The sequence below is a fragment of the Rhodococcus sp. JS3073 genome, assembly GCF_026810085.1.
Classification (GTDB): domain Bacteria; phylum Actinomycetota; class Actinomycetes; order Mycobacteriales; family Mycobacteriaceae; genus Rhodococcus_F; species Rhodococcus_F wratislaviensis.
This window is the reverse complement of record NZ_CP113951.1, coordinates 1293844-1314788: the sequence shown is the minus strand read 5'-3', so window position 1 is coordinate 1314788 and position 20945 is coordinate 1293844. Positions and strand designations below refer to the sequence as shown.

Here is a 20945-nt window from a genome sequence, read left to right as displayed (position 1 = left end):
TTTTTGCCTAGCGGGTGGGCTCCGCGTGAAGTGGACAGCCTATCGAGTGCCGCCCCCTCCGGCTCGGCCCGGCCACACCTGCCCGTTCGGGCAGTTTGTGCGCCGCGGTCGGACGGTTCGGCCCCGCAGGCCTGTATCCGGGGTCCGAACTAGGTCACAGTGGGTTCCAGGTGAGACGCCGATCACATCACTTGCGTCCCCTTCCACAACGCTTCAGATCCGACATCGACTAATCGAGGAGACGGCCATGGCCATCGAGCTCAACCAGATCTGGGACTTCCCCATCAAGGAATTCCACCCGTTCCCGCGGGCACTGATGGGAGTGGGCGCCCACGACATCATCGGCGTCGAGGCGAAGAACCTCGGATTCAAGAGGACCCTGCTCATGACCACGGGCCTGCGCGGCTCGGGCATCATCGAGGAACTGGTCGGCAAGATCGAGTACCAGGGCGTCGAGGTCGTGCTCTTCGACAAGGTCGAGTCCAACCCCAAGGACTACAACGTCATGGAGGCGGCCGCGCTCTACCAGAAGGAGAAGTGCGACTCGATCATCTCCGTCGGCGGCGGCTCGAGTCACGACGCCGCCAAGGGCGCCCGTGTGGTGGTCGCGCACGACGGCCGCAACATCAACGAGTTCGAGGGATTCGCGAAGTCCACCAACAAGGAGAACCCGCCGCATATCGCCGTATCCACCACGGCCGGTACGGGTTCGGAGACGTCGTGGGCGTATGTCATCACCGATACGTCGGACATGAACAACCCGCACAAGTGGGTGGGATTCGACGAGGCGACCATCGTGACCCTCGCGATCGACGACCCGCTGCTGTATTACACCTGCCCCCAGCACTTCACGGCGTACTGCGGATTCGACGTCCTCGCGCACGGCAGTGAGCCGTACGTGTCGCGTCTCGACTTCGCGCCGTCGCTCGGCAATGCGATCTACTCGGTGGAACTGGTCGCGAAGAACCTGCGGGAGGCCGTGTTCGAGCCGCGAAACCTGAAGGCCCGCGAGGGAATGATGAACGCGCAGTACATCGCCGGCCAGGCATTCAACTCCGGCGGCCTCGGCATCGTGCACTCCATCTCGCACGCCGTCAGCGCGTTCTTCGACAGCCACCACGGGCTCAACAACGCCATCGCCCTGCCCCGTGTCTGGGAATACAACCTGCCGTCACGGTACGAGCGCTACGCCCAGCTGGCGGGCGCCCTGGGGGTCGACACCCGAAACCTCACCACGGTGCAGGCCGCGGACGCGGCGGTCGAGGCGGCCATCCGCCTGGCGAAGGACGTCGGCATTCCGGACAACTTCGGTCAGGTGCGCACCGACTCGTACGACAAGAACCAGATGAACACCAAGAAGTACGAGGGTCGCGGTGACACCATCCGGGGCGACGAGAAGACCGTGCGGGCCATCTCCGAGCACATCCAGGGCGACTGGTGCACGCCGGGCAATCCGCGCGAGGTGACGGTCGAGTCGATGATCCCCGTGGTCGATCACGCGATCAACAGCGCGTACTGACCGATCACAGAAGCTCGCGTCCGGGGCGGGAGCCTCACCCCAGCCCGGCCCCGCCCCGGATGCGTTCCCACCACCACACCGCTGACGAAGGACGGACGCCCCGATCATGACTGCACCGCACACAGCCCCGGAACCGGAGGACATCCGCTTCGCCGACGGCGCGGAACTGAAGGAGGCGTTGCGCGAGGTCGACTACATCGCCGACGACGAGTTCGCGGTCGTCGTCCACCTGGCGACCGCGCTCGAACGCCCGCTGCTGCTGGAGGGGCCTGCCGGCGTCGGCAAGACGGAGCTGGCGAAGTCGCTGGCCGAGGCGTCGGGGCGAAAGCTCGTCCGGCTGCAGTGCTACGAAGGTCTCGACGACAACCGGGCCCTGTACGAGTGGGACTACGCGAAACAGCTTCTGCACGTGCAGATGTTGCGTGACCGCATCGGTGAGAAGATGGCCGCGTTCGACGACGTCGCCGAGGCGTCGCAGTTCCTGGCCGCTCAGGATTTCGGGTTGTATTCGGAGAAGTTTCTGTCGGTCCGTCCGCTGCTCGAGGCGATCCTGTCGCCGGAACCGGTGGTGCTGCTCGTCGACGAGGTGGACCGCACCGAGGAGTCGATGGAGGCGTTGCTCCTCGAAGTTCTCGCGGAGGGGCAGGTCACCATTCCCGAAGTGGGGACGTTCGTCGCGCGGTCGGCGCCGTGGGTGATCCTGACGTCCAACGACACTCGCGAACTGTCACCCGCTCTCAAGCGTCGTTGCCTGCACTACCACCTCGGCTACCCGACGCCGCAGCGTGAGCGGGACATCGTGACGGCCAAGGCCCCCGAGGTCGAGGACGCCGTCGCGGCGGAGGTGGTGGATCTGGCTCGCACGTTGCGGCAGTTGCCGCTCCGCAAGAGTCCGTCCATCGCGGAGGTCATCGACGCGGCGCGGGCGGCGGTGGTCCTGAAGTCGACGGGGGTGGCCGTGAGTTCGCAGGCCGCGGTCCGAGACATCCTGCTCACCGCCCTGCTCAAGTACACCAGCGACGTCGAACTGGTCCGCACCCGGCTGTCCGGCGATCAGCCTTTCCCGGCGGAGGTCGAGGAGACCGCTCCGGCCGGGCCGGTGGAGCGGGTGACGGTCGCATCGCGGCCGGCCAACACCACCACAGCAGTATTCCGCGGGCGCGGTGGCCGCGACCGTGGCGGCATCGGTGCGGGCCGGCAGGGCAGGCGCTGACGATGCTCCGCCCGCAGCCCGACCCGTCCCCGTCCCTTCCCGCGCAACTCCTCGACGTTCTCGCGGCGTCCTTCGGAAAGGTGTTGCGCCGCTACGGCGTCGCCGCGTCGCCCGCCGAGGTCATCGAGGTTCGCCGGGTGTTCGGCTTGGTCGGCGGCCGGGACCTGCCCACACTGAGGGCGTCGTTGCGCGCGGTGTGCGCGAAGTACACGTACGAGCAGGCTGGATTCGACCGCGCCTTCGACGTGTTCTTCGCATCGGTCAGCGACGCGGCACCGGACGCGCGTCCCCCGTCCCGGACCGAGTTCGCGGAGGGCCTGCCCTCCGCGCTGGAGGTGGCGGACAACGCGGAGACCGCCCGGTACGCGGAATACAACGAGCGCGCCGCCGAGGTGGGCGACCACTTCGACACCCCCGAGGCGCAGAAGGGTTTCAACCCCCACAAGGACGACGACGATGTCAGCATGACGTCGAGCGACGCGGATCTGTCCGTCGATTCGGAAGCCGAATCCGGACGACGCGGCGTCACGTACACGGTGGAGGTCGAGCGGGCGGCGAGCACCGCCGTCGGTGACCTGGCGTCGTCGACGAGCGGTGCCGTCGTCGGATCGTTGTCCTGGGATGATCCGGAGTCGATTCTCGCGTGGCTCGACGCCTACGACCCGAGCAAGGTCTACGCCGATTCCGATGGGGTCGAGCCTCTCACCGCGGCCCAGTTGAACCGGCTGGCGGAGGCGGTGGAGGCCTTCGTCGGCGCGCTGGCGGACGCCCGGGACCTGAGCGCCGGACCTGCGAAAGGACCGGAGACTGCGAGCGGCACGGTGGCGGCCACGACCCGCGCCGAAGTGAATCAGGCGTGCTACGAGGTGCTTCGGCGGATGCGCGGGCCGTCGCGTCCCCGCCCGCGCGAACTGGCGCGGGGCCGGCTCGACATGCGCCGGACCGTGCGCGCGAGCCTGCGGACCGACGGCATACCCTTCCACCTCATGGTGAAGGCGCCCCGCCCGGACCGGGTGCGGGTGCTGATCCTCGCGGACGTGTCGCTGTCGGTACGACCCGTCACCGCCTTCACCCTCCGGCTGGCACAGGCCATGCACCGCCGGGCGAGCCGCTGCCAGGTCCTGGCGTTCGTCGACCGGCCCGTCGACGTCACGGACACCCTCCTCGCCGGGACCGACGACGACGCGCTCGCATCGGTGCTCGCCGACCCGCGCATCGATCTGGAGGCGAGCAGCGACTACGGCAAGGTTTTCTCCGAGGTGCTGACCGAGTTCGGCACCGACGTGAACTCCCGCACCTCGGTGGTGGTCGTCGGCGACGGGCGGTGCAACGGCCTGCCCCCGGGTGTGGACGAGTTCGCCGAACTGCGTCGCAAGGTACACCGGCTGGCCTGGATCACCCCGGAACCCGAGCGGTACTGGAATCAGGCGTCGTGCGCGATGCCGGAGTACGCAGAGATCTGCGACCGTGTCGTCGTCGCGCGAGATGCCGCCCAGCTGATGTCCCGCGCCGCCGAACTGGGGCACGCGCTGCGGTGAGATCCGTCCACCTACCCGATCGGGTAGGTACCGTGCCTGTCCTTCGGTGGGTGTGGGAGCTCGTCCCGGACCGTAAGGTCTAGGTCAGGGTCTTGTAATCTGGATCACATGCACGCAGGTGTCGGGAGGAGTGTCGACTTGTCCGTGTCCTATCCGTCCACCCGCACCACCGCCCCGGGCCGGCTGGTGAAATTCCATGCACCCGAGATCGTGTTCGGTATCGGGTCGATGGTCGAGGCCGCGCACGCGGTACTCCGCCTCGGTGGGGCCAGGCCGATGCTCGTCACCGATCCCGGTCTGATCGACGCCGGCTGGGCGGCCGAACTTCAGGATCAGCTGCGCGAGCAGGGCCTCACCCCCGTCGTGTGGAGCGCGTTGACGCCCAACCCCAAGGACCACGAGATCGCGGCCGGGCACGACGCGTATCGCGAGGGCGAGTGCGACGTCCTCGTCGCCCTGGGCGGCGGCTCGGTCATCGACGCGACGAAGGGTATCGCCGTGCTCGCCGCGAACGGGGGCAACATCCTCGACTACGAGGGAGTCGACCAGGCCACCAGTCCGATCCCGCCGCTGGTGATGGTGCCGTCCACGTCGGGTACGGGCGCCGACGTGTCGCAGTTCTGCATCGTCACGGACACGAGGCGGGGCACCAAGATCACCATCATCGGCCGCGCGCTCGTGCCGGACGTGACCGTGATCGACCCCAGGCTGCTGACCACCATGCCGGAGTGGCTCAATGCGGCGACCGGCCTGGACGCCCTCACTCACGGCATCGAGGCGTTCGTGTCGCTGGCCCACAACCCGCTCACCGACCACCATGCGCTCCGCGCGGTCGGGCTGGTCACCGACACCCTCGTCCGCACCATCGAGGAGCCGATGGAGATGGAATCGCGCGCCGTCATGGCGCAGGCGAGTCTCGAAGCCGGCCTCGCGTTCACCAATGCGATTCTCGGTGCCGCGCACGCGATGAGCCATCAGGTCGGGGGACTGCTCGACCTGCCGCACGGAGTCATCAACGGCATCCTTCTTCCGCACGTGATCCGTTTCAACGCCACCGACGACGCCACCCCCTTCGTCGCCATCGCCGCCGCTCTCGGTCTCGAGGAGCGTCGAGGAACACCCGAGGAGGCTGCTCTGGCGGTCGCGGACCGGGTGGAACGCCTCGCCCGCGAGGTCGGAGTTCCGAAAGGTCTGGGGCAGTTGGGCGTTCGCGAAACCGATCTGTCACGCCTGGCCGAGTTCGCGCTCCGCGACGCGTGCATGTCGACCAACCCGCGCACAGCCACCCAGGAGCAGATGGTGGCGCTGTTCCGGACTGCGCTGTGAGCGCATGAACGCCCCGGACCTGTCGACGCTCACCGGACTGCGGTCCGGCAAGCCGACGTTCTACCCCCAATATCGTGGCGCCGCGGAACGTCTCGAACGTGTCGTCCATGCTCTGGAACTCATCTCGCGGGCCCTCGTCCGCACAGTGGAGGGCCCCGAGACCCTCATCTGCGCGGTCGCCGAGGCGGCCCGGGCGCACCTGGACGCGCGGTGGGTCGCGTTCGCCCTCGCCGACGGCATGCTGCCCGACGCCGGCCCGCGCCGGCTCGTCCTGGGGCCGGACGCGACGCCGTTCCTCGTCGACAACGTCGAGGGCCCACCACTGCCGGACGAAGTCGTGACGTGTCTGGCCGACATCCGGTCGGCGCGCACCGGGCGCGCTCCCGTCATCGACGCGCACCACGCCTTCGTGCCGATCGTCCTCGAGGGTGGCGTAGTGGGAGCCTTCGCGGCCTGGACGGCCGAGCACCGCACGCTCGATACCACCGACGGCGCAGTTCTCAGCATCCTGGCGAGTCAGACCGCCGTGGCACTGCAGAATTCGGCGCTCTACCAGCGGGGTCAACTGCTGCTCGAGCGGGCCGAGCACGCGTACTCGGAGGCGCGTCGCAACGCCTCCGATCTGGCGGTGCGCAATGCAGAACTCGAATCCACCCAGCGTCAACTCGGAGCGGCCCACCGGCACCAGGTGCTCGACGAGGAACGGCACCGGATCGCCCGCGAACTCCACGACAGCGTCACGCAGGCGGTGCTGTCGGCGGGCATGCAGATCGAGGTGTGCCGGAGCGGTGTCCCGGACGACGAACGCAGTGAGAGGCTCGACCTTGCAAAGGAATTGACGCGCCGCGCCGTGGAGCAGTTGCGCTCGGCGATCTACGCGCTCAATCACTCCGGCGGCTCCGACCGGACGTCCCTGCCCGAGATGCTCGAGCAACTCGGGGTCGTGCACATGCCCGACGAGCTCGCGGTCACCGTCCGCGTCGGCGGCACACCCGCTGAGCTGTCCAGCGACCGGGAACACGCGCTGCTGCGGATCGCGGGGGAGGCACTGTTCAACGCGGCTGTCCACGCCAACGCGACGCGCGCCGTCCTACGGCTCACGTACTCGGCCGATTCCGTGTTGCTCTCCGTCGCCGACGACGGAGACGGAGATCCCAAGCGGATGCGCCTGCTGCTGCGGATGGCGGCGAACAACGACCTCGACGGGCACCACCGTGGGTTGGCGAACATGCAGGCCCGGGCAGCCGAGTTGGGCGGCACTCTCGAAGTGGCGCGGGCCAGGATCGGCGGAGTCCGGGTGGCTGCCCGGATTCCGTTACATTCCGACAGTGAGGTGGATCGATGACCATACGAACCTCGGTGCGCGACCAGACCGGGTCCGCTCGCCCCACGTCGGTGGTGAAGCTCGTGCTCGTCGACGACCACGCGATTCTCCGTCAGGGTCTGCGTTCAGTCCTCGAGCGGGAGCCGGATCTCGAGGTGGTCGGGGAGGCGTCGTCCTTGCAGGAGGCGCTGGCCGTCGTCGGTGACGTCGCGCCGGATGTCGTGCTGATGGACTTGAAGTTGTCGGCTGCCTCCGACTACGAGGGACTGGCACTGTGTGCGCAGCTGTCCGCCGCGGACGGCAAGATGGGTTTGCTCGTGCTCACGACGTTTCTCGACGAGCAACTCGTCGTCCGCGCCATCCACGCCGGCGCCCGCGGATACGTGGTCAAGGACGTCGACACCACCGAACTGGTGCGCGCCATTCGCGCCGTGTCCCGCGGCGAGAGCGCGTTCGATTCACGCAGCGCGTCGGCGGTGATCCGGTCGCTCAACGGTCAGACGACGCCGCGGGACGGGCTCACCGAGCGTGAACTCGAGGTCCTGCAACTCCTGGCCAAGGGGCTTTCGAATGCGAAAATTGGTGAGCGGCTGTTCATCTCGGCTACGACGGTGAAATTTCACGTCAGCAACATCATGCGTAAACTCGACGTCAGCCGCCGGGCGGAGGCCGTGTACGAGGCGGGCAAACTCGGTTTGATCTGACCCGGGCCCGTCGCGGCGGGCGCCCCGGAACCCGTCGTGACCACCCGTGAACCGGCGTAGCGTCCCCATCATGGCTGCGATCTCGGTGGAGAATCTCGTCAAGACGTTCGGGCCGACCCGCGCACTCGACGGCCTCGACCTCGAGGTGGGGACCGGGGAGGTGCACGGATTCCTCGGCCCCAACGGGTCCGGCAAGTCGACAACCATCCGGGTACTCCTCGGCCTGCTGCGCGCGGACTCGGGCAGTGCCACGCTGTTGGGCGGAGACCCGTGGCGCGACTCCGTGTCGCTTCACCGGCGGCTCGCCTACGTTCCGGGTGACGTGAACCTGTGGCCCAATCTCACCGGCGGCGAGGCGATCGACCTCCTCGCGGGATTGCGCGGTGGGCTCGACGAACCCCGGCGCGCGGAACTCCTCGAGCGCTTCGAACTCGATCCGACGAAGAAGGCGCGCACGTACTCGAAGGGCAACCGGCAGAAGGTCGCGTTGGTGGCCGCGTTCGCGTCGGACGTCGAACTGTATGTGCTCGACGAACCCACGTCCGGGCTGGATCCGTTGATGGAATCGGTGTTCCAGGACTGCGTCGAGGAGATGTCCGACGCGGGGAAGACGGTCCTGCTGTCGAGTCACATCCTCGCGGAGGTCGAGGCGCTGTGCGATCGGGTGAGCATCATCCGGGAGGGCCGCACCGTGGAGACCGGCACCCTCGCGGAACTGCGTCACCTCACGCGCACGTCGATCACCGCCGATACGCAGCGGCCGGTGACCGGACTCGATGCCGTCGAGGGGGTGTACGACGTGCGAGTCGACGGCCTGCACACCCGGTGCGAGGTGGATACCAGCGCGATCGACGGGGTGCTGCGCCATCTGCTGACATTCGGGATCATGTCGCTGACATCGACGCCACCGACGCTGGAAGAGTTGTTCCTCCGGCACTACGGGGACGAACTGGCCCGAGAGGGCGAGAACCACCGGCGGGCCGAGTCCGGGACGCGGACGCGATGAGTACGGTGACGGCGCCGGCGACGGCCGGCCGCGGCCAGTACGCGGGCACCGTCCGGCTCGTGCGGCTCGCCCTGCGCCGCGACCGCATCCAATTGCCGGTGTGGCTGCTCGCTCTCGCAGCGCTGCAGGCATTCTCGGCGTCGAGCGTGCTCGGCCTGTATCCCACGGAGCCCGACCTGCGCAGTTTCGCGATGGCCACCGCGGCGTCGCCGGTCGCGCTGGCCACCAACGGTCTGGTGTCGGGGTACAGCGCCGGCGCCGTGCTCGCCTGTCAGATCGTCATGCCTCTGTCGCTGGCCGCCTGCCTGATGACCACCCTGCTGGTCGTGCGGCACACCCGCCAGAACGAGGAGACCGGCCGCGCCGAACTCGTCGAGGCCGCCGTGGTGGGCCGGAAGGCACTGCTCACCGCGGCCCTGGCGGTCGCGGTCGGTGCCAACCTCGCTCTCGGACTGCTCAACGTCGTGGTGCTGATGGCGGCGGGTCTGCCACTGGACGGGTCGGTGGCGCTCGGCGCGGCCGTCGCCGGTGCCGGTATCGCGTTCGCGGCGATCGCCGCGGTGACGGCACAGGTGACGGACAGTGCCCGCACCGCCAACGGGCTGGCCGGGGCCGCCCTGGGCGTGGCATTCCTGTTGCGTGCGGTGGGGGACATGACGGGGACGGTGACGGAGAACGGCACGCGGGTGGTGAGTGGCTGGCCGACGTGGGTATCGCCGATCGGCTGGGCCGAGCAGGTCCGCCCCTACGACGACAACGCCTGGTGGGTGCTGGCGTTGCCCGCCGTGTTCGCACTCGTGGTCGGCTCGGTCGGCTTCGCCCTCACGGAGCACCGGGACGTCGGCTCGGGGCTCGTGCCGACCCGCCCGGGTCCCGCCCGCGCGTCCCGTTCGCTGCCGACGGCCGTCGGATCGGCGTGGCGGATGCAACGGACGATCCTGTTCTGGTGGGCATTTGGAATCGCCGTCCTCGCCGTGGTGTACGGCGCGATCGCAGACCAGATCGACGACTTCCTCGGCGAGGGCGAGCAGGTGGCCGACATGATGGAACAGCTCGGTGGCGGCACGACGAACATGGTCGACGCCTACTTCGCCGCGATTTTCGGCATGATGGCGATCGCGGTCGCGGGTTACGCCGTGCAGGCTTTGCTGCGGATGCGCGGAGAGGAGTCGGCGGGGCGACTCGAACCCGTTCTCGCGACAGCGGTCTCGCGTCCGCGGTGGATTCTGGCGCACGTCGGCCTGGTCACGGTCGGCATCGTCGTCCTCCAGGCGCTGACCGGGGCGGCGACCGGTCTCGCATACGGTCTGGTGACCGAGGACGTGCCGGGGAAGGTCGTGAACCTCACGGGGGCCGCCCTCGTCTTCGTACCGGCGATCGGGGTGGTCGCCGCAGTGGTGGTGTTGGCGTTCGGCGGCGTCCCGGCCTGGTCGGCCGGGCTCTCCTGGGGCGCGCTCGCGGTCTGCCTGATCTTCGGATTCCTCGGATCGCTGCTCGGGCTACCACAGGCGGTCCGCGATCTGTCGCCGTTCACGCACGTCCCGCCCGTTCCCGCCGCGGAGGTGACGGCCACTCCGCTGCTCTGGCTCGCGGTGGTCGCCGTCGTCGTCGGTGCCCTCGGAGTGGTGCTGTTCCGTCGGCGAGACCTCACGAACTCGTAGCGGCACAGGGAGGCTGGGTCGACGGTCAGCGACGGAGGTCGGCGTCCAGCATGCGGATCAACTCACCGACCCGTCCACCGCCTCCCGGCGCCGCCGGAAAGCGTCCGAGCACCTCGACGACGACTGGTGTCGCACGATGTACCGCTTGCTCGACGTGTCCGGCACCGACGGTCCTATCGTCACCGGCGACGAGCTCGGCCGCCCTGGCCGCGTGAGCGCCCGCGCCCAGAATGTGTTTTACCTGGGTGGCCTTGGCCAACGGATGCAGATAGGCGGCGCCTGCCGCAGACATCGCTGCCCACGCTGCCTCGCGCGCAGCCGCAGTGTCCGTGCCCTTGGCTGCCGCGAGCGCGGCCCACGCTGTGTCGCGCAGAGATTTCCCTCGCTCACCACCCCGCGCGAATTCCCACGCAGCAGTGATCGCGTCGCGGGGCCGCGAGTCGTGCGGCTGATCGGCCTCGAATATCTCGAGGACCACCTCGGCACACTCCACGGCGAATGCGGTGACCTCACGAAGTTCCTGCGTGCTCAGAACGATCTCGTTCGCTTCCCCTGCCATCGTTCCATTTTCGACCATCGGGGCCGGTGCCGTACCGCGCGTTCACGCTGTGTCTTCCCCGAACAGGGTCCGCATGTCGGCGACGTCGTACTCGGCTACCGACGCCGACAGCATGTCCGCGCCCTGCTCATCGCTCGGGCCGTTGCCGCGGAAGGTTTCGACCGCCGCATGCGACTCCCAGCGCTCGAAGACGTTGATGCGGCCGGGGTCGATCAGGTCGGCGGTGATGGCGAAGTCGAGGCAGCCGACTGCACCGCGTGCCTGTTCGACGACGCCCACGCAGCCTGCGAGATAGGACTCGCGCTGCTGCGGTTCGACGGTGATGTGTCCTGCGACGATGACCATGGGTTCGCTCCTCTTCCTGGCGTATTCGTGGCGAGCGGCTCATCCGATACAGACAGCGTGCGCGCCCGAAACTCATCGCGATTATCATGCCCACCATGGGGGCATCGGAGCCGGAGTGCGGCGGGTGGACTGTCGATCTCCGTGGCCGGTTGGACGAACTGGTCGACGGGTACCGGGCTGCTCTGCGCGGCAGTCTGGACGGTCTGGACGAGGAGCAGGCGCGTCGGCGTCTGGTGCGCTCGAAGACGACGCTGCTCGGATTGGTCAAACACGTCACCTACGTCGAGGGCGTGTGGTTCGACCAGGCGGTGACCGGTCGCTCGTACCGGGAGATCGGCATCGCGAGCACCCCGGACCGGTCGTTCACCCTCACCCGGGCCGACACCATCGCATCCGTGCTCGACGCCCACGCCGAACGTTGTGACGCATCCCGGCGGACCATGGCCGCTCTGGCGCTCGACGACACAGTCGACGGCCGGGGCGAGCGCACCGTGTGGGCGCTGTACGTGCAGGTACTGCGTGAACTCGCCCAGCACGCCGGTCACGCCGACATACTCCGCGAGCAGGTCCTCGCCGACCGCATCCCGTGATCGCTGGCGGTCGTGTGCCCTACTGGGGGCGGATCGGATTGCAGCCGACGCTGACGTAGGTGACGATCCCCTCCTGCAGTCCGCACGTGGTGAAGGCGCCCGTCGAGACGCCGACCTCCCACCACGGGGCACCGATTCCGCCGACGCACGATCCGGTCGACGGTGTTCCCGTCGGCACCCACAGGCCATCGCGGCGATAGCCCTGAATCCACGGAATGTGCGAGACACCCCCGGGTCCCGGAATCGCTCGTGGCGTCAGGCCGAAGCACTCGACGGTCCCGATGTGGACCGCAGCCATACCATCAGGCACGCCCTGCGCCGTGCAGTGCGAGGTGCCCGATGTGGGCGTGGTGCCGGTGTGACAGTCGGCCGACGGTTCGGCCTGGGCGGGTGCAGCGGCAACCGCGACCACCGCGGCGGCGAGGGCCGACGATGCGGCCGCTCCGGCGAGGAACCTGCGGATCCTGTGGGTCATCGGATTCTCCTTCGGGTCCGGCGGCCCCGCTCCTGACGATCGGGCCCGTACGGTGCTTCTGTCGCTGCGGCATCGGATTTCGTTAGCCGTGCGGCGATGAGCCCGGGTTCAACGGTGGCCGGCGCCGCGGTAGATCCGTTGACGACCGTCGACGGTGTTCGCGACGATGAACCGTTGTGGCGCCGACCGTGAGCGGCGGGCCGAGCCGAGAGGGACCGAGGTTGTGGAGGACCCACCGGAGGACGCGTATGGGCGGGTGACGAATCCGGAGCGGTTCGCCTCGCTGATCCCGGCCGCCGAGGTCCTGATCGCCGATCTGGGACGTCGGTTCGATGTCGTTGTCGACCGCGGACCCGCACCGCCATCGAGGTCTCGGACGGTGGCGACCCTCGAATTGGTGACGATCACTCCGGTTCAGCGGGATCAGGCCCCGCTGACGATCACCTTCACCTCGTTCCCCGGCCTGTACCTGAGGGCGGGAGCGTGGCAGGACTTCGCGCTACCGGCATGTGGCTGCGACGCCTGCGAGGAGGACGCGGAGGACGTCCTGCGCGAGTTGGCCGAGTACGCGGAGGCGCTCACCGCCGGACGGCTGTCCGAACGGATCACGGGCCGCCACCGCGCTGTTCTCGAGTTCTCCTGGGAAGGCGACGACTGGCGTCGCCACGGAACGACGACGCTGTCTGCGGCGGACGTGAAGGAGCTGCGCGCCCGGCCGGTGCAACCGCCGGCCGATGGCCATTGGTGGCCGTGGTCACCACGCCGCTGACTCAATCCAGGCCGCGTGACCAACACGCGGCTCCAGCGTCGGGGGAGATGGTCGAACCTGCGCGACGGACCTGTCGGAGCCTTCTATTGCTGTGGTCGCGTTCGATTGCTAGAGTCGAACAAAGTTTCGAATGACCTTGGGGGAGGTGGTTGTGGGGGAAGTGATGGCGGCGGATCTGGACGAGTTGCGTGCGTTCACGGCGCGGCTGCGATGCGTCGAGGCAGGTGGGGACGCCGGGTTGGGGATCGAGTGGCTCGATGCGATCGAGTCGTTGAAGTCGGTCGGGTGTGCGGTGCAGGCGGTGATCACCGACGGTGTCGCCACGTGTATTCGTGCGGATCGGAGGGCTCGGGGGTTGCCGCGATCCGAGTGGGGCCGCGGGATTGCGTCGCAGATTGCGTTGGCGCGTAGGGAATCCCCGAATCGTGGCGGTCGGCATCTCGATTTCGCGCAGGCTCTGGTGCACGAGATGCCCCACACGTTAGCCTTGTTGCGGTCGGGCCGGTTGAACGAATGGCGTGCCACCCTGTTGGTGCGCGAAACGGCGTGCCTGTCGGCGCAGGATCGGGGAAACGTGGACCGCCGGTTGTGTTCGGACCCGGCCACTCTCGACGGGGTCGGCGACCGCGGGCTGATCGCGCAGGCGAAAGCGTTGGCGGTGGAACTCGACGCCGCGTCCGTGATGCGTCGGCATCATAAGGCGGTGTCGGAGCGTCGGGTCACGACCCGTCCGGCGCCGGATTCCATGGCGTATCTGAGCGTGCTGATGCCGGTCGAGCAGGCGGTGTGCCTGCAGGCCACGCTCGGCCGGGATGCGGACAGCCTGATCGCCACCGGCAACAGTGGTGGTCGCACCCGCAATCAGCTGATGGTGGACCTGTTGTTCGACCGCGGCACCGGGGCATCAGTGGCGTCGGGTGTGCCGGTGGCGGTGAACCTGGTGCTCTCGGACGAGACACTGCTGGCGGGCGGGCACGAGGCCGCGCAGCTGCAGGGGTTCGGACCGGTGCCGGCCGGGATCGCCCGGCGACTGTTGGCGGACGCCGTTGATGGTGACGTGGAGACGTCGTTGCGGCGGGTGTATTCGTGCCCGCAGTCGGGGGCGTTGACGGCGATGGAATCGCAGTCGCGCACGTTCCCGAAAAGCCTGAGGACGCTGATCGACCTGCGGGACCGGACGTGCCGCACGCCGTGGTGTGATGCGCCGATCCGGCATCACGACCACATTCGCTCACGCCGAGAATCCGGTGCCACGACGGCAGACAACGGGTCCGGGCTGTGCGAGGCCTGCAACTACGCGAAGGAAGGCGACGGATGGACCGCCCGCCCGGTGCACAACCCCGGCGGCACCCACCTCATCGACCTGGGCACCCCGACCGGGCACCACTACCGATCGGCCGCGCCGCCGCTCCCGGACCCGGCGCATCTGCGGGCATCGTGAGGTGGTCAGCAGTCGATGACGAGCCAGCCGCCGTGGTGCTCGAACACCTCGAACGGGCGTCCCGTCGATTCACCGACCTTCGTGAGCGACGGGGTGTCGAAGGTGCGGATGTGGCCGTGGCAGGCCGTTGCCTCGTCCTCGTAGGGGACGGCGACGACGACCCTGTCGCGGGCAACCCGGATGGCCTCGGATATCACTGCGGCCCCGATGTTTTCGTCGACATGTTCGAGGAGGTGGATGGCGGTGACGGTGTCGGCGCTGTCGTCGGGAACCGGCACGTGCGCGGCGTCGCACACGAGCGTGCGCAGATCGAGTCCGAGTTCCGGGGCCACGGCGTCGAGGAGGCTCATGGTGCCGGGCAGGATGTCGGTCGCCGTGACGGACCGCCCGGCGCCGGCGAGTCGGAGCGGAAGGAATCCGAAGCACGACCCGAGGTCGAGGACGGAACCGCGGACCAGTTGTTCCGCCTTCTCGTGGATCGGTGCGAAGTCGGCGGTGCCGTCCAGCAGTTCGTTCAGGGAGTTGCGGTAGTAGACGGTCCACGCCTCGAGCGCACCGTCGACGGTGGAGCGGACCAGTCCGACCATGGTCGACTCGAATTCGTCCTGACCGAAGTCGGCGTCCTCGATGGACGCGGTGACCGAGGCGACGAGTCGTTCACTCAGATCTTCGGGTGTCAGAGCGTGTGTCACCCGCAGCTGGTCGCCGTCACGGGTGAGTGTGAGCGGCCCGGCTGCGACCCGCTCGACTGTGACGTGACCATGTGACCACAGCCCCGATTCGCACGGTGCGAGAGAGTCGAACGCGGGTGTGTCGAGAGTGGAAGTCATTCGAGGCAACCTTGCCGAGAGGTGATGGCGGGAGTGGGTCAGGTTCGGGTGTCGGGCTCGCCGAGGGAACTCAGCCCATCGTAGAGCGATTGCATTCCGCTGGCGAGTAGTTCGTTCAGTTCGAGCGAATCGTCGTCGAGCCACTGCTCGTACGCCGACATCGCAACGCCGAGTAGAAGATAGCCGACTGTCCGTGGAACGTGGTCGGTCGGTGAGGTTCCGAGTCGGCTCGCGACGTACTCGGCGATGACGTTGCGCCACCCTTCGTACATCACCACCGAATATGCCTGCAGGGCGGGGACCCGGAGGATCAGCCCCATGCGTTTGCGGTGGTTGATTTCCTCGCTCGCGGGAAACGCGTTGAACTGCAGGAGTGCTGCGGTGAGTCCGTCGACGATCGGGATGTCGTCGGGTTGCGCTGCGAGTTGGGCGCGCATTTCGGCGAGGTGGGCGTCGAAGTCTCCCCACGGGATCGCGTTCTTGGACGGGAAGTAGCGGAAGAGGGTGCGCCGCGCGATGCCGGACGCTTCGGCGACTTCGTCGACGCTGGTGGCGTCGAACCCCTGTTCCGTGAACAGTTCGATCCCGACGGTACTGATCCGATCCTGCGTCGTGGACGGGCGCCGCCCTATCCGACTGGATGGTTTTCGACGACTTCTCAATTTTCGTCCCCTCCCGATCTGTCATTCTGCACTCGATGCCATTACAGTGGTGAGGCGAGTCACAGGGACGGTCTCCTATGGCGGGGAACATCCCTCCGGCTCGCGCCGTATCACCGAACAGTAGGAGGAAATCATGTCGGATCGCGACAACAACGTGCTGGAAAACGACTTGGTCGAGGAATCTCTGGTGGAAGAGGTCTCGATCGACGGCATGTGCGGCGTGTACTGATCATGTCCGCTCCAGCTTCTGCTTCAGTGGCCGGCAACGCCGGTATCGATCTCGATGTGGGCTGGAAGCTTCATCCGCAGGTGGCGCTGCGTCCCGAACCTTTCGGGGCGCTGCTCTACCACTTCGGGACGCGCAAGCTGTCGTTCCTGAAGAACCGCACGATCGTCGCGGTGGTCGAAGCCCTTCCCTCACACGCCGACGCCCGGTCCGCACTGCGGGCGCAGGGTATCGGGGACGACACTGCCGCGCAGTATGCGCGAGCGCTCGGCACCTTGGCCGAGTCGCACATGATCGTCCCCGCCTGACCAGCTCTCTCCACCCGTACCAGAGGACACAGCCCATGACCTCCATGCTCGAAAGGCCTTCCGCCCCGGTCGGCCGCCTCGTCGACCAGTTCGAACTCGGTCTCGACGCCCCGATCTGCCTCACCTGGGAGTTGACCTACGCGTGCAACCTGTCGTGCGTGCACTGCCTGTCCTCCTCCGGCCGGCGTGACCCGCGGGAGTTGAGCACCGAGCAGTGCAAGTCGATCATCGACGAACTGCAGCGTATGCAGGTTTTCTACGTGAACATCGGTGGCGGTGAGCCGACGGTTCGCTCGGACTTCTGGGAGCTGGTCGACTACGCGACCGCCCACCAGGTGGGGGTGAAGTTCTCCACGAACGGGGTGAAGATCGACAAGAAGGTCGCCGCCCGGCTCGCGGCCAGCGACTACGTCGACGTGCAGATTTCCCTCGACGGTGCAACGGCCGAGGTCAACGACGCCGTCCGCGGTCCGGGTTCGTTCGCGATGGCGGTGCGGGCACTCGAGAATCTCTCCGAGGCCGGTTTCAAGGACGCCAAGATCTCCGTGGTGGTCACCCGGCACAACGTGTCGCAGCTCGACGACTTCAAGGCCCTCGCCGACAAGTACGGCGCCACCCTGCGCATCACCCGGCTGCGACCGTCGGGGCGCGGCGCGGACGTGTGGGACGAACTGCATCCCACGCAGGCGCAGCAGCGTGAGCTCTACAACTGGCTGGTCTCCAACGGCGAGGGTGTGCTCACCGGCGACTCCTTCTTTCACCTGTCCGCGTACGGCGACGCGTTGCCCGGTCTGAACCTGTGCGGCGCCGGACGGGTGGTGTGCCTGATCGACCCGATCGGCGACGTCTATGCCTGCCCGTTCGCGATCCACGAACAGTTCCTCGCGGGAAACATTCTGGCGGACGGCGGTTTCCAGCAGGTGTGGCAGACGTCGGAGCTGTTCCAGGAGCTGCGGTCCCCGCAGACCGGCGGTGCGTGCAGCAAGTGCAACCACTACGACTCCTGCCGCGGCGGATGCATGGCCGCGAAGTTCTTCACCGGACTGCCGATGGACGGCCCGGACCCCGAATGCGTGATCGGCAACGGCGAACTGGCGTTGGCTGCCGCGGGGGAGATCCCGAAATCCAGTGTCGACCACTCCCGCACCGGCCAGCGCCGGACTCCGCGGGCGCCGGTTCCGTTGACGCTGATGGTGCGTCCGCCGGCCAAGATTTGTGACGAGAACCCGCTTGCGGGCATGGACCAGACGTAAGTCGTCTGCCAGGTACGAGAGGTATTGCCATGGGTAAGAATCCGTTCTTCGAGACGGTGGCGGAGGCTCAGCGTCGCGCGAAGAAGCGCCTGCCGAAGTCGGTGTATGCGGCGCTGATCGCCGGTTCCGAGCGGGGCGTGACGGTCGACGACAACATCGCGGCGTTCGCCGAGCTGGGGTTCGCGCCCCACGTCGTCGGTTTGTCCGATAAGCGTGAGCTGTCCACGACCGTGATGGGACAGCCGATTTCGCTGCCCGTCGTGATTTCCCCGACCGGTGTGCAGGCCGTGCACCCCGACGGCGAGGTCGCGGTCGCACGGGCGGCGGCGGCACGGGGAACGGCGATCGGGCTGAGCTCGTTCGCGAGCAAGTCGATCGAGGAGGTCACGGCGGCCAATCCTCAGACGTTCTTCCAGATGTACTGGGTTGGTACCCGGGACGTGTTGATCCAGCGGATGGAACGCGCCCGTGCCGCCGGGGCGACCGGCCTGATCATCACCACCGACTGGTCGTTCTCGTACGGACGCGACTGGGGTAGCCCGGCCATCCCCGAGAAGATGGACCTCAAGGCGATGCTCCAGTTCGCCCCCGAGGGCATCACCCGTCCGAAGTGGTTGTACGAGTTCGCGAAGACCCGCAAGATCCCGGATCTGACCACCCCGAACCTGGCGCAGCCCGGTCAGGAACCGCCCACGTTCTTCGGCGCCTACGGCGAGTGGATGCAGACGCCGCTGCCGACGTGGGACGACATCGCGTGGCTGCGTGAGCAGTGGGGCGGGCCGTTCATGCTCAAGGGTGTCATGCGGGTCGACGACGCCAAGCGTGCCGTCGACGCCGGCGTCACCGCGATCTCCGTGTCGAATCACGGCGGCAACAACCTCGACGGCACCCCGGCGCCGATCCGCGCGCTGCCCGCCATCGCGGAGGCCGTCGGCGACCAGGTCGAGGTGCTTCTGGACGGTGGTATCCGCCGCGGCAGCGACGTCGTGAAGGCCGTCGCGCTCGGTGCGAGGGCGGTCATGATTGGCCGCGCGTACCTGTGGGGCCTCTCGGCGAACGGTCAGGCCGGCGTCGAGAACGTGCTCGACGTCCTCCGCGGAGGTATCGACTCGGCGCTGCTCGGGCTGGGTCACTCGTCCATCCACGACCTCACGCCGTCCGACGTCGTGATCCCGCCCGGATTCGCCCGCGTGCTCGGCGCCGACTCCTGAACCCACGAACGGCGTAGATGTCTGCGCAACTGACAGACCCGATCACCCTGGCCGGACGCCACGCCCCGTCCAGGGTGCTTCTGGGTCCGCACCCCACCAACCTCGGTGCGGGAAGAACGCTTTCACCGCGGCACGTCGCGTACTACGAGCGTCGGGCACGTGGTGGCGCGGGGATCGTCGTCACCGAGGTGGCGTCGGTCCATGCGTCCGACTGGCCCTACGAGCGCGCTCCGCTGGCGTCCGACTGTGTCGGCGGCTGGCGGGACGTCGTCGCCGCCTGCCGTCCGCACGGCACGCTGGTGCTGGTCGGGCTGGGGCACACCGGACTGCAGGGGTCGAGCGCGTATTCGCAGGCGGTGCTGTGGGGGCCGTCGGGAATTCCCGACGTGATCTCCCGTGAGATGCCGATGCAGATGGAGCAGGCGGAGATCGACAGTCTCGTCGAGGGCTTCCGGGCTGCGGCCGCCGCGGCCGTGTCCGCGGACGTGGACGGGGTCGAGCTCGACGCCGGACCGAGAGGGCTGCTGCGACAGTTTCATTCGGACCTCACCAATGTGCGCGACGACGAGTACGGCGCCGACCCGCTGCGCCTCACCCGGGAGGTCCTCGCTGTCGTCCGCGAAGAGTTGGGCCCCGGCCGGGTCCTGTCCCTGCGGCTGAGCTGCGACGAGGCGACGTCCTGGGCGGGGATCACGCCGTCGATCGCCGCCGGACAGGCACGGGAACTTGCCGAGGCTCTCGACCTGCTGGTGGTGGTCCGGGGCGGACCGTTGTCAGCGAACGCCTACCGCCCCGACTTCCACCGGCCACCCGCGTTCAACATCGAACTCTGCCGGAACATCCGCACGGCCGTCGCAGGCGCGGTCCCGGTCGTCCTCCAAGGCAGCGTCGTCGATCCGGCCGACGCCCGGCGGGCGCTCGACGAGGGGGTCGCCGACGTCGTCGAGATGACGCGTGCCCAGATCGCCGACCCCGACCTCGTCGTCAAGATCCGGCGCGGTGCCGGGCCGCGGCCGTGCGTCCTGTGCAATCAGACGTGCCAGGTGCTCGACCCCCGCAATCCGGTCGTCACCTGTGTCGGTAATCCGACGGCCGGGCACGAGACCGTCGATCCCGCCGAGGACATCGCCGATGTGGCCGCCGGCGCGGTGCTGGTGGTCGGCGGTGGTCCGGCCGGTCTCGAGGCGGCCCGAGTGCTGGCCCTGCGCGGTCACCGCGTCACCGTAGCGGACGCGTCGGCCCAGCCCGGCGGGATGGTGCGGGCCGCCGCGGGTACACCACACCTCCAGGCACTCACCGACTGGCTCGAGGACGAATGCCGCGGGCTCGGAGTCGAATTCCTTCTCGGTACGGCTGTGTCGGACGCCGAACTCGACGCTGCGGAACGCGCGGGGGCGACGGTGATCCTCGCGACCGGCAGCAGGCCTCGGCCGCTGCCGTTCCCGGTCGAGGGGCACGTCCGGTGCGTTGGCGCCGCAGACTTGCCGGACGGAGGCACGCCGACGGAAGGGCCGCACGTCGTCTTCGACCCGGTCGGGGGGCCGGTCGGCGTGGCAGTCGCCGAACGGCTCGCGGCGCAGGGGCGGGACGTGAGCATCGTGACCCAGGATTCCGTGGCCGGCTCGCGACTCGGAATGACCGGAGACCTCGCCGACGCCAACACCCGTCTGCAACGAGCCGGGGTGACGCGCCACCTCGACAGCCGCATCGTGTCGATCGGCGACGAAGGTATGCGGATCCGCAACCGGTACACCGCCGAAGAGTCGGTGGTGCCGTGCGCCGTGCTGATCGACTGCTCGCATCGCCTCCCCGACGACACACTCGGCTCGTCCCACAGGGATGCGGTGCGGGTCGGCGACTGCGTGGCCCCCCGCACACTGCTCGAGGCGGTCCGGGAGGGTCGCATCGAGGCGCTGGCCGTGACCGCCTCCCGGCGGAACGAGTTCGACCACCATCCGTTCACCCTCGTCAACGAGAGATAGGAC

At 68.3% G+C, this 20945-nt stretch carries 21 protein-coding genes; 16 read left to right on the top strand and 5 right to left on the bottom strand.

Features of this window, described 5'->3' with window-relative positions; all coding sequences use genetic code 11:
• Nucleotides 1-247 precede the first annotated feature (247 nt).
• The 8 genes from mdo to OYT95_RS06240 all read left to right on the top strand — a co-directional run bounded on the left by mdo (nucleotide 248) and on the right by OYT95_RS06240 (nucleotide 10291).
• Nucleotides 248-1519 carry an NDMA-dependent methanol dehydrogenase gene (gene mdo / locus OYT95_RS06275; RefSeq protein ID WP_037244517.1) on the top strand — a complete coding sequence of 424 codons (1272 nt, stop codon included), beginning with the start codon at nucleotides 248-250 and terminating at the stop codon, nucleotides 1517-1519.
• A gap of 106 nt (nucleotides 1520-1625) precedes the next feature.
• A complete protein-coding gene (locus tag OYT95_RS06270) occupies nucleotides 1626-2732 on the top strand; it encodes a MadB family AAA-type ATPase (protein WP_112302170.1) in 1107 nt (368 codons plus the stop codon).
• 2 nt (nucleotides 2733-2734) lie between these two features.
• Nucleotides 2735-4270 (top strand): MadC family VWA domain-containing protein, encoded by a 1536-nt coding sequence (gene madC / locus OYT95_RS06265; protein WP_112302171.1) that lies wholly within the window; start codon nucleotides 2735-2737, stop codon nucleotides 4268-4270.
• A gap of 138 nt (nucleotides 4271-4408) precedes the next feature.
• The gene (locus OYT95_RS06260; protein ID WP_304363920.1) at nucleotides 4409-5596 is read left to right on the top strand and encodes an iron-containing alcohol dehydrogenase; all 1188 of its coding nucleotides are present in this window, start codon (nucleotides 4409-4411) and stop codon (nucleotides 5594-5596) included.
• Nucleotides 5597-5600: 4 nt separating this feature from the next.
• Entirely contained in the window at nucleotides 5601-6941 is a 1341-nt protein-coding gene (locus OYT95_RS06255; RefSeq protein WP_268790996.1) for a MadS family sensor histidine kinase, read from the top strand.
• Nucleotides 6938-7624, top strand: coding sequence for a MadR family response regulator transcription factor (locus OYT95_RS06250; RefSeq protein ID WP_037244527.1), 687 nt, complete (start codon nucleotides 6938-6940; stop codon nucleotides 7622-7624). The genes OYT95_RS06255 and OYT95_RS06250 overlap by 4 nt, the downstream gene beginning before the upstream one ends.
• Before the next feature lie 70 nt (nucleotides 7625-7694).
• Nucleotides 7695-8630: an ABC transporter ATP-binding protein gene (locus OYT95_RS06245; protein WP_268790995.1), complete on the top strand. Its 936-nt coding sequence runs from the start codon at nucleotides 7695-7697 to the stop codon at nucleotides 8628-8630.
• Entirely contained in the window at nucleotides 8627-10291 is a 1665-nt protein-coding gene (locus tag OYT95_RS06240; RefSeq protein WP_128639158.1) for an ABC transporter permease, read from the top strand. Before OYT95_RS06245 ends, OYT95_RS06240 begins: the two co-directional genes overlap by 4 nt.
• 25 nt (nucleotides 10292-10316) lie before the next feature.
• Here OYT95_RS06240 and OYT95_RS06235 read toward each other — a convergent pair whose 3' ends face one another.
• Nucleotides 10317-10850 (bottom strand): putative immunity protein, encoded by a 534-nt coding sequence (locus OYT95_RS06235; protein ID WP_052033798.1) that lies wholly within the window; start codon nucleotides 10848-10850, stop codon nucleotides 10317-10319.
• A gap of 42 nt (nucleotides 10851-10892) precedes the next feature.
• Nucleotides 10893-11195, bottom strand: a complete 303-nt coding sequence (locus OYT95_RS06230; protein WP_037244539.1) for a putative quinol monooxygenase — start codon at nucleotides 11193-11195, stop codon at nucleotides 10893-10895.
• A 95-nt stretch (nucleotides 11196-11290) separates the two neighbouring features.
• Between OYT95_RS06230 and OYT95_RS06225 the strand changes: the two genes are divergently transcribed.
• Nucleotides 11291-11785, top strand: a complete 495-nt coding sequence (locus OYT95_RS06225; protein ID WP_200887715.1) for a DinB family protein — start codon at nucleotides 11291-11293, stop codon at nucleotides 11783-11785.
• Between the two features lie 19 nt (nucleotides 11786-11804).
• Here the strand turns inward: OYT95_RS06225 and OYT95_RS06220 are convergent, their stop codons facing one another.
• Nucleotides 11805-12260 (bottom strand): hypothetical protein, encoded by a 456-nt coding sequence (locus OYT95_RS06220; RefSeq protein WP_112302178.1) that lies wholly within the window; start codon nucleotides 12258-12260, stop codon nucleotides 11805-11807.
• A 223-nt stretch (nucleotides 12261-12483) separates the two neighbouring features.
• Between OYT95_RS06220 and OYT95_RS06215 the strand changes: the two genes are divergently transcribed.
• A complete protein-coding gene (locus tag OYT95_RS06215; protein WP_268790994.1) occupies nucleotides 12484-13029 on the top strand; it encodes a DUF6226 family protein in 546 nt (181 codons plus the stop codon).
• A gap of 130 nt (nucleotides 13030-13159) precedes the next feature.
• Nucleotides 13160-14470, top strand: a complete 1311-nt coding sequence (locus tag OYT95_RS06210) for a DUF222 domain-containing protein (RefSeq protein WP_442972547.1) — start codon at nucleotides 13160-13162, stop codon at nucleotides 14468-14470.
• 5 nt (nucleotides 14471-14475) lie between these two features.
• Here OYT95_RS06210 and mftM read toward each other — a convergent pair whose 3' ends face one another.
• Complete coding sequence (mftM, locus tag OYT95_RS06205) at nucleotides 14476-15300, bottom strand: mycofactocin oligosaccharide methyltransferase MftM (protein ID WP_112302181.1); 825 nt, start codon at nucleotides 15298-15300, stop codon at nucleotides 14476-14478.
• Nucleotides 15301-15338: 38 nt separating this feature from the next.
• Nucleotides 15339-15962 (bottom strand): mycofactocin system transcriptional regulator, encoded by a 624-nt coding sequence (gene mftR / locus OYT95_RS06200; RefSeq protein ID WP_005239471.1) that lies wholly within the window; start codon nucleotides 15960-15962, stop codon nucleotides 15339-15341.
• A 133-nt stretch (nucleotides 15963-16095) separates the two neighbouring features.
• Here mftR and mftA point away from each other — a divergent pair, with 133 nt between their 5' ends.
• The 5 genes from mftA to OYT95_RS06175 are packed head-to-tail and all read left to right on the top strand — an operon-like array spanning nucleotide 16096 to nucleotide 20942.
• The gene (mftA, locus tag OYT95_RS06195) at nucleotides 16096-16191 is read left to right on the top strand and encodes a mycofactocin precursor MftA (protein ID WP_005573048.1); all 96 of its coding nucleotides are present in this window, start codon (nucleotides 16096-16098) and stop codon (nucleotides 16189-16191) included.
• A 2-nt stretch (nucleotides 16192-16193) separates the two neighbouring features.
• Nucleotides 16194-16496 (top strand): mycofactocin biosynthesis chaperone MftB, encoded by a 303-nt coding sequence (gene mftB, locus OYT95_RS06190; protein ID WP_080578158.1) that lies wholly within the window; start codon nucleotides 16194-16196, stop codon nucleotides 16494-16496.
• A 35-nt stretch (nucleotides 16497-16531) separates the two neighbouring features.
• Entirely contained in the window at nucleotides 16532-17749 is a 1218-nt protein-coding gene (gene mftC / locus OYT95_RS06185) for a mycofactocin radical SAM maturase (protein WP_268790993.1), read from the top strand.
• 29 nt (nucleotides 17750-17778) lie between these two features.
• Nucleotides 17779-18960, top strand: coding sequence for a pre-mycofactocin synthase MftD (gene mftD, locus OYT95_RS06180; protein WP_037244552.1), 1182 nt, complete (start codon nucleotides 17779-17781; stop codon nucleotides 18958-18960).
• 17 nt (nucleotides 18961-18977) lie between these two features.
• Nucleotides 18978-20942: a mycofactocin system FadH/OYE family oxidoreductase 1 gene (locus tag OYT95_RS06175; protein WP_268790992.1), complete on the top strand. Its 1965-nt coding sequence runs from the start codon at nucleotides 18978-18980 to the stop codon at nucleotides 20940-20942.
• The last annotated feature ends 3 nt before the right edge of the window (nucleotides 20943-20945 follow it).